The sequence below is a fragment of the Nitratidesulfovibrio sp. HK-II genome (genome assembly GCF_003402415.2).
GTDB lineage: Bacteria > Desulfobacterota > Desulfovibrionia > Desulfovibrionales > Desulfovibrionaceae > Cupidesulfovibrio.
Genome location: NZ_AP036014.1, coordinates 3,109,829 through 3,124,896 on the forward strand (window position 1 = coordinate 3,109,829; position 15,068 = coordinate 3,124,896).

The 15,068-nt window shown below is 65.6% G+C and carries 11 protein-coding genes and 1 tRNA gene; 8 read left to right on the plus strand and 4 right to left on the minus strand.

Translation table 11 applies throughout. The features are described 5' to 3' along the window. Nucleotides 1-284 precede the first annotated feature (284 nt). Nucleotides 285-1,505, minus strand: coding sequence for an OmpP1/FadL family transporter (locus tag RVX_RS13100; RefSeq protein WP_116308209.1), 1,221 nt, complete (start codon nt 1,503-1,505; stop codon nt 285-287). Nucleotides 1,506-1,675: 170 nt separating this feature from the next. Here RVX_RS13100 and RVX_RS13105 point away from each other — a divergent pair, with 170 nt between their 5' ends. Next, entirely contained in the window at nt 1,676-3,511 is a 1,836-nt protein-coding gene (locus tag RVX_RS13105; RefSeq protein WP_116308208.1) for a PAS domain-containing protein, read from the plus strand. A gap of 123 nt (nt 3,512-3,634) precedes the next feature. Here the strand turns inward: RVX_RS13105 and RVX_RS13110 are convergent, their stop codons facing one another. The 3 genes from RVX_RS13110 to RVX_RS13120 form a co-directional block, all read right to left on the minus strand. Then, entirely contained in the window at nt 3,635-4,024 is a 390-nt protein-coding gene (locus tag RVX_RS13110; protein WP_147307551.1) for a hypothetical protein, read from the minus strand. A gap of 172 nt (nt 4,025-4,196) precedes the next feature. Further along, nucleotides 4,197-4,288, minus strand: a tRNA-Ser gene (locus tag RVX_RS13115). Between the two features lie 281 nt (nt 4,289-4,569). Next, on the minus strand, nt 4,570-6,225 hold the full coding sequence (locus RVX_RS13120; protein WP_116308207.1) for an ATP-binding protein: 1,656 nt from the start codon (nt 6,223-6,225) through the stop codon (nt 4,570-4,572). 421 nt (nt 6,226-6,646) lie between these two features. Between RVX_RS13120 and rfbC the strand changes: the two genes are divergently transcribed. The 7 genes from rfbC to RVX_RS13155 all read left to right on the plus strand — a co-directional run bounded on the left by rfbC (nt 6,647) and on the right by RVX_RS13155 (nt 14,972). After that, nucleotides 6,647-7,225: a dTDP-4-dehydrorhamnose 3,5-epimerase gene (gene rfbC / locus RVX_RS13125; RefSeq protein WP_116308206.1), complete on the plus strand. Its 579-nt coding sequence runs from the start codon at nt 6,647-6,649 to the stop codon at nt 7,223-7,225. After that, nucleotides 7,222-8,772: a mannose-1-phosphate guanylyltransferase/mannose-6-phosphate isomerase gene (locus tag RVX_RS13130; protein WP_116308205.1), complete on the plus strand. Its 1,551-nt coding sequence runs from the start codon at nt 7,222-7,224 to the stop codon at nt 8,770-8,772. Before rfbC ends, RVX_RS13130 begins: the two co-directional genes overlap by 4 nt. Before the next feature lie 165 nt (nt 8,773-8,937). After that, nucleotides 8,938-9,573 carry a menaquinone reductase multiheme cytochrome c subunit QrcA gene (gene qrcA, locus RVX_RS13135; RefSeq protein ID WP_007526729.1) on the plus strand — a complete coding sequence of 212 codons (636 nt, stop codon included), beginning with the start codon at nt 8,938-8,940 and terminating at the stop codon, nt 9,571-9,573. 12 nt (nt 9,574-9,585) lie between these two features. Beyond that, nucleotides 9,586-11,661, plus strand: coding sequence for a menaquinone reductase molybdopterin-binding-like subunit QrcB (gene qrcB, locus RVX_RS13140; protein WP_116308204.1), 2,076 nt, complete (start codon nt 9,586-9,588; stop codon nt 11,659-11,661). A 12-nt stretch (nt 11,662-11,673) separates the two neighbouring features. Continuing rightward, nucleotides 11,674-12,441 (plus strand): menaquinone reductase iron-sulfur cluster-binding subunit QrcC, encoded by a 768-nt coding sequence (gene qrcC / locus RVX_RS13145; protein WP_116308203.1) that lies wholly within the window; start codon nt 11,674-11,676, stop codon nt 12,439-12,441. A 9-nt stretch (nt 12,442-12,450) separates the two neighbouring features. Beyond that, nucleotides 12,451-13,704: a menaquinone reductase integral membrane subunit QrcD gene (gene qrcD, locus RVX_RS13150; RefSeq protein WP_116308202.1), complete on the plus strand. Its 1,254-nt coding sequence runs from the start codon at nt 12,451-12,453 to the stop codon at nt 13,702-13,704. 500 nt (nt 13,705-14,204) lie between these two features. Further along, entirely contained in the window at nt 14,205-14,972 is a 768-nt protein-coding gene (locus RVX_RS13155) for an amino acid ABC transporter permease (RefSeq protein WP_371682120.1), read from the plus strand. The last annotated feature ends 96 nt before the right edge of the window (nt 14,973-15,068 follow it).

Below are 15,068 nucleotides of genomic sequence, written 5' to 3' on the forward strand. Positions count from 1 at the left end.
CGTGGTTATTCGGAATTAGATTCTTGCCGCCATGCCGCGCGCGCCCGCAACAATACAAGCGGCCACCACACCCCGCGGCCCTGCACGCGGCCCTGCGCCTGCCCGCCGACCGGCGCATCGTCATCAGCCAGACCGCGGGCTGGCCCAAAAACTGGCCGCCCGCCGGAGGGAACGGCGGGCGGCTGGGGAGAACCAGAAGCTGTTCGCGGATTCGTGAGAAGCCGGAGCAACCTCCGGAACTGATATGGAACCAGGGGGGCTGTTTCCAGATCGGGAGACAGTCCCTAGAACTTGTAGGTAAGGCTCATGCCCGCCATGTGGGCATGGGCGTCCTCGCGGTCCAGTTCGTCGATGTGGTCGGCGCTGCGGGCGTCGTAGTGGCGGTCGACCATCCACAGGTACCCGTAGAACAGGTCCAGCACCCAGTTCTGGTCCACCTTCCAGCCCAGGCCCAGCGTGACGATCTGCCTGTCCGAGCAGGGCACGGCGAAGTCCTCGTAGTCGTCGTTGATGGGGCTCTGGTCGTAGACGTAGCCCGCGCGCAGATCCACGCTGTCGGTCAGGGCGTATTCCGCGCCGAACTGGAAGCGCCAGGTGTTGTTCCAGTTCTTGGTGCTGCTGACAGAGGAGTACACGCCCAGAAGCTTGGGGTCGTAGTTCATGGTCAGGGCCTGGTAGGCGCTCCAGTGGGTCCACACCACGTCGGCCTCAAGGCTCAGGCGGTCGATGGGCTTCACCATCACCCCGAAGGTGACCGATTCGGGAACGGGTTCGGTGCCGGAAATATCGGCCCGGGCGGGGGCGGGAAACACGCCCTTCTTGGTGAACTCGGAATGCCCGTCCACGGTCATGTCTATCTGGCTGCGCCAGGCCAGCCCGAAGGCCAGCCAGTCGTACGGCCGGTAGCGCGCGCCCGCGTTGAGCCCGTAGGCCCAGCCGTCGGCGTCGATTTCCTGCTTCACGTTCACCGGGGCGATGGTGTTGTCGTACATGAAGCGCAGGTAGGTGGCCTCCACCCCGATGGCCAGCGAGAACTGGTCGGAAAACTTCATGGCCAGGTTGGGATTGAAGGACATGGACTGGATGCCCGCGTACGAGCAGTTGTAGCGCCCGGCCCAGCCGTCGCCGCCGGCGTAGTCGGTGCCCAGGCCCACGCGAGAGAACATGCCGAACCCGAACCAGTAGTGGTCGTTCAACTGCTGGGTGTAGTAGGCGGTGGGCAGGCCCCAGATGGCGTCGGAAAAATCGCGGTCGGCAATGGAGGGGTCCTTGAAGTTCATGGTGGCCGTTGGCTTGATGGCCGTTGCCCCCACCTGCACCTGCGCCCCCGGCAGGTCGGTGATGTTGGCCGGGTTGTAGGCCACGGCCGAGGGGTCGGCGTCGCGGGCAACCATGGCCCCGCCAAGGGCGTTGCCCCGGGCGCTCCATTCGTAGACGCTATAGCCCGAGGCGCGGGCCTGCAGGGGAACGAGAACAAGACACAGCACGATCAACAACTTGCGCATGACAACTTCCCGTATTCGCAGAATGTGCCCGCCGGGAGCATGCGGATGCGCTCCGTATTGACAGGCCGACGGGAGTGTAGCAGGCAGAAGTACAGCGTCAATGAACGAAACATAAAATTACATTCATTTTTCATGAAACGGCGCGCCCGCCGTTCAACCGTGGTGAACCCATGACCGTCAACGATCTCTTGCGGTTCTATGCCCCCCGCCTGGATGCCATGGACGGCCCCGCCCTGCTGCTGGATGGCGGCGGCGCGGTGCTGTACGCCAACGAGCCCGCCCGGCGGCTGCACCGGGGCGGGGGCGATGCGGGGGAAGGAGACAGCGCGGGGAAAGGAAGCGATGACGACTATGGGACGGGCGGGACGGGCGGGCCGCGCGGGTCGGACGGGCCACGCGAATCGGGCAACACGGGTAGCGCCGCACCCGCCCACGGCTGGCGGCATCAGGAAGTGCCCCCCGTGCCTACGGACGGCGCGCCGGTGCGCGAAAGCCGCACCCGCATCACCCTGCCGGACGGCGCGGGCATCCGCCAGATAAGCTGGACCTGCGTGGCCGTGCCCCTGCCCCTGCGCGGGTGGGACGGCGTGCAGGCGGACACCGGCCCCGCCCCCCGCCCCGCCGCACAGGCCGGACATACCGGGCAGGCCACGCATCCACCCCACATCGCCAGCCCAAGCCCCGGCCACCTTCACGCCGCGTATCTGGCCTGGGGCCGCCTGCGCACCACCGAGGGCGGGCAGGAGATGGGCTTCACCATTTTGCCGAGCGGGGTCATCCAGGCGGTAAGCCCGGCGCTGTGCGCCATCTGCGGCTACACGCGGGACGAACTGGTGGGCCGGACCGCGCGGGAGTTCTACTTCACCTCCACGGCGCGCAAGCGCATCGTCAGCCAGCTGATCAAGCGGGCAGAGGTGGAAAACGGCGAGGTCACCCTGCGCCGCAAGGACGGTTCGCCCCTCACCCTGTGGTACACGGCGGAATCCATCCGCGACGCATCGGGCCGCATGGTGGCCTACAGCGGCTACTTTCAGGAGCGGCCGTTCGCCTTTTCATCCAAGCTGGCCAGCGACTTTTCGCGCGTGGTGGACGCCCTGCCCGGCCTTGCCTGGGTGTGCGGGCGCGACCTGCGCATCGTGGCCGTCAACGACGCCTACCTTGCCGCCTACCGCCGCACGCGCGACGAGGTGATGGGCCGCACCGAATACGACTTTCTGCCGCCGGAACTGGCCCGCTACCCCGTGGAGGCGGCGCTGAAGGTGTTCGAGGAAAAGCAGGAACTGGAACACCCGGCGGTGCCGCACCTGCTGGACCCATCGGTATGGTACCGGGTGATCCGGCGGCCCATCTTCGACGACAACCGGCAGGAGGTCATCGGGCTGCTGGGCATTGCGCAGGACATTTCCGCCAAGGTGGTGCAGGAAAACGCCTTCATCGAGCAGTTGCACGCCCACCACGGCGACGTGGTGGTGGTGACCGACGACCAGGGGCGGATACTGCGGCGGTCTCGCCAGACGCTGACCCCGGCCATCTTCGGGCGGCAGGAGCCGTACGACGCCTACACCCTGGACATGGGGCCGGTGCTGGACCTGCTGCACGCGGACGACCTGCCCGCCGTGCGCCAGGCCCTGCTGCGGGCCATGCGCGAACACCGCGAACAGCACTTCGAATGCCGCATCCGCAACCTGTCGGGCAGCTATTCCACCGTGCACGCCCGGCTGGTGTACAACGACACCATCTACGGCGAGCCGCGCGTGTACGTGGTGGCGCGCGACGTTTCCGGTGAGGTGGGGCTGCGGCAGGCACCCATGGTGCTGGAACGCCTGAAGGAGGCGGCGGGGGCACGTACCGACCGGGAGCTGGCGGCCTTCCTGAACGTGTCGGCGGCGTCCATCTCCAACGCCCGCAAGAACGGGCGCATTCCGCCGGACTGGCTCATTGATGCGGGGCTACGGACGGGGAGGTCGATTGACTGGCTGGTGCGGGGTGTTGTGGGGGGAGGGTAGAGGACCTCGCGCCCACGCACCAACCGCTACGCAGGCCATTGTCTATTTCACAGACACCTTTTCACCCAAAAAAGCACAAGGCACCAAAACAAAAGGCACCTTGTGCATAAGGGCAGAGGCGACTCACTCGGCAATACGAATCTCCACGCCGTCTATAACGCCATGCGAAGAAACGCAAATTTTAAACCTTTTAAAAAATCCAAAAAACTCTTCAAGCCGCATATCAAGGCAAATTTCACGAATATCAACATCTTCTCCGGAAGATATGCTATCCTGAAACGCATCAAATCCCTTTACATCAGCAACAAGCACAGAAACTGAAACATTACCATCTTGCACTCTACCATGAACTTCACCAGAAAACATTGAGATACCAACTATCAACTCCCCTTCCTGGACCAAACCCTTTTCTTTAATATATCCCTGCAACGTATGCCTGTCGTGTCCGTCCGCACATGCTGTGCCTTTGTAGTCCCCATACTGCACACTGGCCTGGAATTTTTCCGTCCGCATACTTCCTCCTAATTATTTCAGGACAAATGAAAACCTATTTATTTCATAAAGTATAAACTCTTATGAAATAAATGCAAACACATAAACATCGCCCGCAATGGCAACCTCCTACGATAAAAAAAACCTTGGCATCACACAAAGTGCGACACCAAGGAATCTACAAAATACTACATGGCGGAAGGGGAGGGATTCGAACCCCCGGTGGGGTTCCCCCCACAACGGTTTTCAAGACCGCCGCAATAAACCGGACTCTGCCACCCTTCCGCAGGTGGTGCGGGGCAGGCCGTACCAGAACCGATACGCCACTACCCTGCCTTGCCGGGCGGTTATGCCCTGACCGCCCGTGGCGGTCAAGACTGCGGGGCCGCACATGCCTGCGGCATGAAAATGTCCGTCCGGCGTGGCATCCTCTCGGCGGCCTTGCGGCCCTGGCATCCGCCCCCGTCGCCCGGCCCTGCCATCCCGGTCGCGGGGCACGCCCCAGCGCCCTGCCGTCTGCCCGTTACCCGCCCCGCGTCATCCGCTATCCATCCTCGCGTCAGCCGCTACCCGGCCCCGGTGCCCGCGCCAGTCGCCCCGCCCCGGCGGCACTTCTGGATGTGCTTCAGCAGCAGGCTGCGCAGGTTGTCGGAATTGATGGGCTTGCCGATGTAGTCGTCCATGCCCGCTTCCAGAAACTGTTCGCGGTCGCCCTTCATGGCGTGGGCGGTCATGGCGATGATGGGCACGCTGCTGCTGCTGGCCATGCCCTGCGCCTTGCGCACCATGCGCGTGGCCTCCATGCCGTCCATCACCGGCATGGCGATGTCCATCAGCACAAGGTCGAATTCCTGCCTGCGCAGCGCGGGCACCACCTCGCTGCCGTCCGTCACGGACTGCACCTCGTAGCCCTGCTTCAACAGGAATTTTTCGATGAACATCAGGTTCATGGGGTGGTCTTCCGCCACCAGGATGCGCGCCCGGCACTGCGGCTCCGGCGTCTGCACCGGCGTGCGGGCGGCTTCCTCGCCTTCCAGCCGCGCCGTTTCGAAGCGGGCGGTGAAGAGGAAGGTGCTGCCCTGCCCCGGCGCGCTTTCCACGCGGATGTCCCCGCCCATGAGCAGCGACAGCCGCTTGCAGATGGCCAGCCCAAGGCCGGTGCCCTTGTGGCGGCGCGACAGCGAACCATCGGCCTGCACGAACCGCTCGAAGATGTGTTCGCGGTGTTTGTCCAGAATGCCGGGGCCGGAATCGGTAACGGAAAATTCCAGCATCACCGATTCGGGCGTGGCATCCACGGCGCGCACGGCAAGGGATACGCGGCCCGCCTCGGTAAACTTCAGCGCGTTGTCCAGCAGGTTCACCAGCACCTGGCGCAGCCGCATGGGGTCGCCCACCAGCCCGTCGGGCACGTCTTCCGGCACAAGGAAGGCGAAGCCCAGGCCCTTTTCCTCGGCCCGGTGCACGAACATGGTGTGCAGGGTGGACAGGCGCTTGCGCAGGCGGAACACCTGGCTGTCCAGTTCAACCATGCCCGCCTCTATCTTGGAGAAGTCGAGAATGTCGTTGATGAGCGCCAGCAGCGATTCGGCGGAATTCTGCGCCGCCTCAAGGTATTCGCGCTGCTCCTCGTCCAGCGGGGTGTCCAGCGCAAGGTCGAGCATGCCGAGCACCCCGTTCATGGGGGTGCGTATCTCGTGGCTCATGGAGGCCAGAAATTCGCTCTTGGCCTTGTCCGCCGCCTCGGCGGCCTCCTTGGCCACGCGCAGTTCGCGTTCCATGCGGCGGGTTTCGGTCACGTCGCGCACGTATTCCGCCACCATGGCCACCTGCCCGGCCGCGTTGCGCACCGGAAACACGGTGATGGACCGGAAGGTGCGCAGGTCCGGGTTGTACAGTTCGATGACCTTCTGGCGGCCGGTGTCGAACACCTCGGCTATCTGGCAGGCATCGCAGTTCTTCTCGCCCCGGAAGTAGCAGCCGAAGCAGCTTCTGCCGTGCTGCTCGCCGCCCTGGGTCTCCCAGCGCACGTTGTCGCCCTGCCAGTTGCTGAACACCACCTGCTCCGCGCGGTCGTGCACGGTCAGCAGGTCGGGGATCGAGGTCAGGATGTCGCGCAGCGTGCGTTCGGCCGCAAGCGCCTCGTCGCGCTCGGCCCGCAGCCTTGCGATTTCCGCCTCCAGCGCCGCCTCGCGCGATGCTCCGGCATCATCGAACACCATCCCCATCCCCTGTACGAGCGCTTTCCACGCCGTCTCTTGCTCGCTCATGGTCAACCCGGAAAGTAAAAGCCCCGAAACATGTACCGCACCACAATTGCGCTCCTGTACCCCATTTCAACGGACATGAGCAACGGTTTTGCCAATCCGCGCCCGTAACGCGCCGCGCGGCGCTGCGGCGGCCGCATCCCCCTGCGGCGCAAGGCGGGCATCGCCGGTCCGCCGTCTGGACACCGCCCGCCTGTCCCCCGCCTGTCGCCCGGCCGTCATCGGCCCGTCATCATTGTGGACGCCGCCCCGGCACGACGTGGGCCCCATCCCCTCCAAACCCGCCGCAGTGCGGGTGCGCCTTTGGGCTTCAAAAAACCCGCGCGATTGGGTAAGCGCTTGGGGGATTCCACAGCATATCGGCACCGGAGGGTTCGTGCAGATCATCGAAACCGGCATTCCCGGCCTTCTTCGCCTTGAACCGCGCGTGTTCCGCGACGAACGCGGCTTCTTTCTCGAAACCTACCGCCGCGAACTGTTCGAGCGCCTTGGCGTTGACGCCGGGTTCGTGCAGGACAACCACGCACGGTCGGAACAGCCCGGCGTGCTGCGCGGCCTGCACTACCAGGTGCCGCCCGCCGCACAGGCCAAGCTGGTGTGGGCCACGCGCGGCTCCGTCTACGACGTGGCCGTGGACCTGCGGGCGGGGTCGCCCACCTACGGCAAGTGGTACGGGTGCGAACTGAGCGAGCGCAACTTCGTGCGGCTGTTCGTGCCGCGCGGCTTCGCCCACGGGTACATGACCCTCGAACCCGGCACCGAATTCCAGTACAAGGTCGATGCGTACTACGCCCCCGAGATGGAGGCGGGCATCGCCTGGGACGACCCGGACCTGGCCATACCCTGGCCCGGCATCGCGCCCATTCTTTCGGACAAGGACCGCCGCCTGCCCCGGCTGCGCGACCTCGCTTCGCCCTTCACCTTCGAGCCCGCCCCAGAGGCAAGGCCCGCATGACCATATCCCCCGCCAACCTCACCGCCACCGTCGCCCATTCCCCGGCGGATGCCGCAGCCGCAGCCATTGGCCGCTGCCACGCCGTCATTCTGGCAGGCGGCTCCGGCACCCGGCTGTGGCCCCTTTCGCGCGCGCTGTTTCCCAAGCAGCTGCTGGCCCTGAACGGCGACCTTTCGCTGCTGCAACAGACGGTGCGCCGCGTGCTGTCGCTGTTCCCGCCAGAGCGGGTGCATATCGTCACCAACGAGGAGCACGTGTTCGAGGTGCGGGCGCAGGCGCGCGCGCTGGACGAACGGCTCGATTCGCAGGTGCTGGCCGAACCCGTGGGCCGCAACACCCTGCCCGCCATCCTGCTGGGGCTGGACGCGGCCCTGCGCCACGCGGACGCAGCCGGAAGCGACGCCCCCAACGGCGCGCATGCCGACGACGCCCCCCTGCTGGCGGTGTTCCCGTCCGACCACCTGCTGCACGACGAGGGCCGCTGGCGCGCCGCGGTCACGCGCGGGGCCGGGCTGGCCGCCGAGGGCTGGTCCGTCACCTTCGGGGTGCCGCCCACCACGCCCGAGACGGGCTACGGCTACATCCGCCGGGGAGCCCCTCTGGCGGCCCCCGATGCCGCCGCGAAAGGCGCGGCCTTCGCCGTGGACGGCTTTGTGGAAAAGCCCGACCTGGAAACCGCGCGCGGCTTTCTGCGCCAGGGCATGCATTTCTGGAACAGCGGCATGTTCGTGTTCAACGGCGGCGTGCTGCTGGCCGCCGTGCAGCGCTTTCAGCCCGCGCTGGCCGCGTGGTGGGCGACCAGGGAGGACACCCCCCTGGCCCCGGCCATACCGCTTGCGCACGGCTACTCCACCCTGCCGTCCATATCCATAGACTACGGCATCATGGAGCACGTGGACCGCATTGCCGTGGTGGAAGCCGACTTCGGCTGGGACGACCTGGGCAGCTGGGAGGCGCTGTACCGCCTGGGGGCCAAGGACGAGCGCGGCTGCGTGGTGCAGGGCGATACCCTGGCCATGGACTGCGACGACTGCCTGCTGCTTTCGCGCGGGGGCAAGCTGGTGGCCATCGGGCTTTCCGGGGTCATCGCCGTGCAGACCCGCGACGCCACCCTCATCTGCGCCAAGGACCAGGTGCAGCGGGTGAAGGACGTGGTGGAGCGCCTGAAGGCCGAAAAGAGCCCCCTCGTGGACGTGCACCTTACCGTGCGCCGCCCGTGGGGCAACTACACGGTGCTCGACGAAGGCCCCGGCCGCAAGGTGAAGCGCATAGAGGTGAACCCCGGCGCGCGCCTCTCATTGCAGATGCACCATCACCGCAGCGAGCACTGGGTGGTGGCAAAAGGGGCCGCGCTTGTGCAGGTTGGCAACGAGGAACGCACTTTGACGGAAAATGAGTGGGTGGACATCCCCAAAGCCACCCTTCATCGGTTAACCAATCCGGGACGCATTCCTCTCGAACTCATCGAAATACAAAGCGGTCCGTATTTGGGCGAAGACGACATCGTCCGCTTTGACGACGTGTACGGACGCCGCAAGGAGGGCTGAGCGGCCGTTCAGGCGCTGTGGAATTTCACCTAGTTGCGCGAAATGGAAGCGGATTCGTGAAATATTTCACCTTGACAGGCTTTCAAACTGTCGCCTAGTAAGGTTGTCGTGGCAAGTGTGGGCATTCGTTATTCATCTCTCAAATCAGCTAATGAGGCGAAGGGTATGGAGGACAGGCAGTTAAACAGTTCAGGCTGCGGGACGGACGGCGGCAAATGCTGCGGCGGCGGCATCACACCGTTCCTCGTCGGCCTGGTCGTGTCGCTCATCTTCGGCTGGTGGGTGTTCCCGGACATGATCTACAGCAAGAAGGAACAACCGATACGCTTCAGCCATAAGGTGCACATGGAAGGCGCGGGCATGGAATGCAAGCAGTGTCACGTGCTGCGTGAGGACGGGACCTTCGCGGGTCTGCCCTCCACCGCCAGCTGTGCCGACTGCCATTCCGACGTCATGGGTTCCGACCCCGAGGAAGCCCGCTTCGTCAACGAGTACGTGAAAACCGGCAAGGAAGTTAAGTGGCTGGTCTACCAGATCCAGCCCGACAACGTCTTCTTCAGCCATGCCGCCCATTCCCTTGACGGCTGCAACCAGTGTCATGAATTCAAGGAATCGGAACTCTGCGCGCAGTGCCACCCCGACGTGGCCAATTCCGACAGCGCTCCGACCCACTTTGAAAACAAGCTGACCGGTTACAGCAAGCAAACCATGAAGATGTGGCAATGCGAACGCTGTCACGCCAATGAGAACCACTACGGCGTGACGAGCTCCAGCAATGCCTGCTTCGTCTGCCACAAGTAAAGGGGTGGTGCTATGGCTCTGGACAGAAGAGGTTTCCTGAAGTTCATCGGCGGCGCCACCGCGGGCATTCTCGCCACCCCCGTCGTCTGGAAAAGCCTGGACGACGTATCCATCTGGACGCAGAACTGGTCGTGGATTCCGCGTAACATCGACGGCGCCAACTCCTACGTGCCCACCGTCAGCAAGCTGTGTCCGTCCGGTGTGGGCGTGCGGGTGCGGCTGGTGGACGGCCGCCCGGTGCGCGTGCTGACCAACAACGATCATCCCCTCGGCGGCGGCCTTTCGTCCATCGCCGCGGCGGAAGTGCAACTGCTCTACAGCCCCTCCCGCATGAAGCGCCCCCTGAAGCGTACCGCCGACGGCGCGTACGTGGGCATCACCTGGGAAGAGGCCGAAACCATGCTGGTGGAGGGCCTGAAGAAGGCCAAGGGCGGCGACAAGCTTGCCGTCGTCTCCGGCGACGAAACCGGCACCATCAACGAACTGTTCACGGCGCTGGCCGCCGAGATGGGTTCGAAGTCCTGCTTCCTGATGCCCGGCGAGGCCCAGCCCGCCGCCAAGGCGTGGGAACTGATGGGCGGCGAAGGCCAGGTGGGCTACGACATCGAGAAGAGCGACTACGTGCTGGCCATTGGCGCCAACGTGCTCGAAACCTGGGGCACGGTCATCCGCAACCGCCGCGCCTTCAAGGCGGGCCGACCCCATGGCGAAACGCCTTCGGTGCGCTTCGCCTACGCGGGCCCGGTGCAGAACAACACCGCCGCCGGCGCGGACGTGTGGCTGCCCATCCGTCCCGGCACCGAAACGGTGCTGGCCCTCGGCCTTGCCAACCTGCTGATCAAGGCGGGCGCATCCAGCCCCGCCGCCGACTTCGCCGACTTCAAGGCCCTGGCCGCGAAGTTCACCCCCGAACAGGTGGCGGCGCAGACCGGCGTGGACGCCAAGCGTCTTGCCGCCGTGGCCCAGGAACTGACCAAGGCCAAGCGGCCGCTGGTCATCGCCGGGTCCGAGTTCGGTCAGGGCGGCGGCGCTGCCCCCGTGCTGGCGGGCCTTGCGCTGAACGCTCTGCTCGGCTCCATGAACCGCGAAGGCGGCATCCGCGCCCTGCCCTACGCCCGCAAGGTGGTTCCTGCCGCCATGGACCGCAAGGCCCTGCTGCAGAACGACCTGGTGGGCTGGCTCGGCAAGGTGGCCTCCGGCAAGGCCGCGGCCCCGCAGGCGATTGTCTTCTACGAAGCCAACCCCGTCTACGCGCTGCCCCAGGCCGACGCCATGAAGGCCACGCTGGCCAAGGTGCCCTTCAAGGTGGCCTTCACCAGCTTCCTGGACGAAACGGCCATGGCCTGCGACCTCGTGTTGCCGGTGCCCATGGGCCTTGAACGCTTCGACGACGTGGACACCCCCTACGGCTCCGGCCAGGTGGTGTACGCGCTTGCCGTGCCCGCGCTGGCTCCCCTGGTGGACGCCCGCCCGGCCGGCGACGTGGTCATCGGCGTGGCGAAGAAGCTGGGCGCCGACCTTGGCGTCGCCGCCTTCGCCGACGCCCTGAAGGCCAAGGCCGAAGCCCGCGGCGCGAGCTTCACCGAGCCTTCGGCCACCAACGCGCACGTAAGCGGCGCAGTGTTGCCGGTCAACGGCATCGCCCTGCGCGCCGACGTACTTTCCAAGGCCATCGACGTGAAGGCCCCGGCCTTCCCCGTCGCCCTCGCCCCGGTCGCCAAGCTGAACGTGGGCACCAGCAAGACCGCCACCCCGCCCTTCAACACCAAGACCGTCCGCCGCTGGGAAATCCAGGGCGCGGAACTCTACGTGATGATGAACGGGGTCACGGCCGCCAAGCTGGGCCTGCGGATGCACGACCGCATCGAGCTCTCGAACCCCGCCGGCAAGTTCATGGCGCGGGTGAACCTGTTCGAAGGCGTCATCAACGACACCGTGGCCGTGCCCGCCGGGCATGGGCACACCGCCTTCGACGAGTTCAGCAAGGGCAAGGGCGAAAACGTCATGCGCCTGCTCGCAGCTGGTGCGGAACCCGGCACGGGCCTTTCGGTCTGGAACAGCGCCGGCGTAAACATCGCCAAAGCATAAGGAACGTACGTCATGTCCTCATTCAAGGAATTCAAGATCAAGTGGGGAATGGCCATCGACCTGGACAAATGTACGGGTTGCGGCGCGTGCATGGTCGCCTGCCAGGCCGAGAACAACATCGCCCCCCAGCCGGACGCCAGCAACAAGCTGAAGTCGCTGAACTGGCTGATCGTATACGAACTGAACAACGGCAAGCCCTTCCCCGAGCATGAAGTGGCCTACCTGCCCCGCCCCTGCATGCAGTGCGGCAAGCCCTCGTGCGTATCGGTGTGCCCCGTCATCGCCACCGACAAGAACGAGGAAGGCGGCATCGTCAGCCAGATCTACCCCCGGTGCATCGGGTGCCGGTACTGCATGGCCTCGTGTCCCTACCATGCCCGGTACTTCAACTGGTTCGACCCGACCTGGCCCGAAGGCATGGACAAGACCCTCACCCCCGACGTGTCGGTGCGTCCGCGCGGCGTGGTGGAAAAGTGCTCGTTCTGCCACCACCGCTTCATGCAGGCCAAGGACAAGGCCCGCGTGGAAGGCCGTGACCCCAACGCGCTCAACGACGGCGACTACGTGACCTCGTGCACCGAGGCCTGCCCCAACGGGGCCATCGTGTTCGGCGACGTGAACAACCCCGCGCACAAGGTGCACGACCTCGTGAAGAGCAAGTACGCCTTCCGGCTGCTGGAGCGCCTGGGCACCGAGCCGCAGGTGTACTACCTGAGCCGTCGCGAGTGGGTGCGACGCCTTGGCGACAACTATCTCGAAAACGAAAAGGTCAAAGGGTAGGGGGCGGCCATGGATAAGAACTACGACCTTCCCATCGACGCCGCGCTGTTCCCCGAAGGCTGCACGCGCTGCTCGCTGTCCAAGTTCCTGGTCTGGATCGCGGCCGTCATGGCCGTGTTCGGGTGGGGCCTGTACGCCGCCTACCGGGTGCTGGCCGAGGGCCTGGGCGTTACCGGGCTGGACGACTACTTCGGGTTCGGCCTGTGGATCACCTTCGACCTCGCGGTCATCGCGCTGGGCGCGGGCGCGTTCTTCACGGGCCTCTTGCGCTACATCCTGAACATCGACCCGCTGAAGAACATCATCAACCTCACGGTCATCGTGGGCTTTCTGTGCTACTCGGGCGCCATGCTCGTCCTGGTGCTCGACGTGGGCCAGCCGCTGCGCGCCTGGTTCGGCTACTGGCACGCCAACGTGCACTCCATGCTGACGGAAGTGATCTTCTGCATCACCTGCTACCTCCTCGTGCTGATCATCGAGTACGTCCCGCTGATCCTCGAGCAGAAGCAGCTGAACCGCAACAAGCTGGTGCACGCCATCGCCCACAACTTCCACCTGATGATGCCCCTCTTCGCGGGTATCGGCGCCTTCCTGTCCACGTTCCACCAGGGGTCGCTGGGCGGCATGTATGGCGTGCTCTTCGCCCGCCCGTACATCGCGCGTGACGGCTTCTTCATCTGGCCCTGGACGTTCTTCCTGTACGTCCTCTCCGCCGTGGGCTCCGGGCCGGTGTTCACCGTGCTCGTGTGCACCATCATGGAAAAGATGACCGGCAAGCAGTTGGTAAGCTGGGAGATCAAGAGCCTGATGGGCAAGATCGCCGGCACCATGCTGAGCGTGTACATGGTCTTCAAGCTGGCGGACACCTGGGCGTGGGCCAACGACATCCTGCCCCGCTCCGGCCTGACCTTCGACCAGGTCTTCTACGGCTGGATCTACGGCAAGTGGCTGCTGTGGGCGGAACTGTTCGCCTGCGGCGTGCTGCCCGCCATCATCCTGATCGTTCCGTCCACGCGCAACAACCGCGCGCTGTTCTACACGGCGGCGATCCTGGACTGCATCGGCGTGACCATCAACCGCTACGTCATGACCGTACAGGCCCTGGCCGCGCCGGTCATGCCCTTCGACAGCTGGGAAACCTACGCCCCCAACTGGGCGGAATGGGGCGCCAGCGCCATGATCATGGCCTACGCGGCCCTGGTCCTCAGCCTGTCGTACCGCTACCTGCCGGTGTTCCCGCAGGAAGTGAAGCTGAACAAGTAGTCTTGCGGCCGCAAGGCCGTGATGCCATCGCCTTGCAGGGCGGGACAGGGCAACCTGTCCCGCCCTTTTTCATGACGGCAGGCCCGGAAAGCAGGGCCTGCAAAGGCACGCCCGCTCCGGCGCGCACGGCGGCAATCAAGCGGCGGCTCCTCCGCAGCGCCGCAACGGCCACACGGAAAGACTGTTCGGCGATGCGTCGGGGGGGGGGGGACAGGGCAACCTGTCCCCCCTTTTTCATGCCCGCCGCCGTCCCGGATGCACCGCCCACCTTGGCAGGGGGCGTGTTGCGGCGTATGCTGCGCCCCAGAATGGAAAATTCCCGACACGGCGGGGGCGGCGCGACCCCTTCTTGCTCCGGCACGCAGCCGCCTTCTGCACTGGCGTCCAGTCCGGCGTCCTGGTCGGCGTCTGGATCGACACCTGGGTCGGCGTCCGGCCAATCACCCGGCCATGCTCCCGCCGAAACGCCACCGGCCCGTTCCGGCTCCGCCCGGTGGGCCGTGGCCCGTGACGTGGCGCAGTACTGCTGCGTCATGGGGGCGCTGGCCTGGATTACCCTGCGCGGCACCGCCGCCTCGGGCTATGTCTGGCAATGGAACCGGCTGTGGCGGCACCTGTTCACCATCTCGGCCGACGGCGCATTCCGCGCCGGGCCGCTGCTGGAGGGCCTTGGGGTGACGTTGCGGATTGTGGCGGCCAGCCTTGCGCTGGCGCTGCTGGCGGGGCTGCTGGCGGCGCTGCTGCGCCAGTCCGGCTCGCGCGTGGGCCGGGCGCTGGCCGTGGGCTACGTTGAAACGGTGCGCAACACCCCGCTGCTCATCCAGTTGTTCGTGGTCTATTTCGTGTTCGCGCCCATGCTGGGCATGGGCCGCTACACGGCCGGAGTGCTGTCCCTTTCGCTGTTCGAGGGGGCGTACATCGCCGAGATCCTGCGGGCGGGCATACTTTCCGTGCCCACCGGGCAGTGGGAGGCCGCGCGCAGCCTTGGCATGGACGTTCCCGGAACCTATATGGAGGTGGTGTTGCCCCAGGCGGCCCGCACCGCCCTGCCCCCCCTGACCGGGCAACTGGTCTCGCTGGTCAAGGATTCGTCCCTCGTCAGCACCATCGCCCTGCACGACCTGGCCATGCAGGCCCAGGCGGTGGCCGCCGACACGTTTCTGGTGTTCGAGGTATGGTTCCTCGTGGCGGGCATGTACCTTGCCCTCACGCTGGCCCTTTCGGCCCTGGCGCAGTTGCTGGAAAGGCGTCTGCGCTACGAATTCTGACGCGTCCGGAGCAACGCCCGCACGGACCGGGCCCGGCCGGATGCGGCCAGGCCGCCGCCTTGTCGCACGGCTCTTGGGCGACCAGACGGCGGCCAC

Coding starts and splice junctions, on each gene's coding strand:
- RVX_RS13110 (WP_147307551.1), bottom strand. CDS start 4,024: ATGCGGACGGAAAAATTCCAGGCCAGTGTGCAGTATGGGGACTACAAA.
- RVX_RS13130 (WP_116308205.1), top strand. CDS start 7,222: ATGACCATATCCCCCGCCAACCTCACCGCCACCGTCGCCCATTCCCCG.
- RVX_RS13105 (WP_116308208.1), top strand. CDS start 1,676: ATGACCGTCAACGATCTCTTGCGGTTCTATGCCCCCCGCCTGGATGCC.
- qrcC (WP_116308203.1), top strand. CDS start 11,674: ATGTCCTCATTCAAGGAATTCAAGATCAAGTGGGGAATGGCCATCGAC.
- qrcA (WP_007526729.1), top strand. CDS start 8,938: ATGGAGGACAGGCAGTTAAACAGTTCAGGCTGCGGGACGGACGGCGGC.
- qrcB (WP_116308204.1), top strand. CDS start 9,586: ATGGCTCTGGACAGAAGAGGTTTCCTGAAGTTCATCGGCGGCGCCACC.
- RVX_RS13120 (WP_116308207.1), bottom strand. CDS start 6,225: ATGGTGTTCGATGATGCCGGAGCATCGCGCGAGGCGGCGCTGGAGGCG.
- qrcD (WP_116308202.1), top strand. CDS start 12,451: ATGGATAAGAACTACGACCTTCCCATCGACGCCGCGCTGTTCCCCGAA.
- RVX_RS13100 (WP_116308209.1), bottom strand. CDS start 1,505: ATGCGCAAGTTGTTGATCGTGCTGTGTCTTGTTCTCGTTCCCCTGCAG.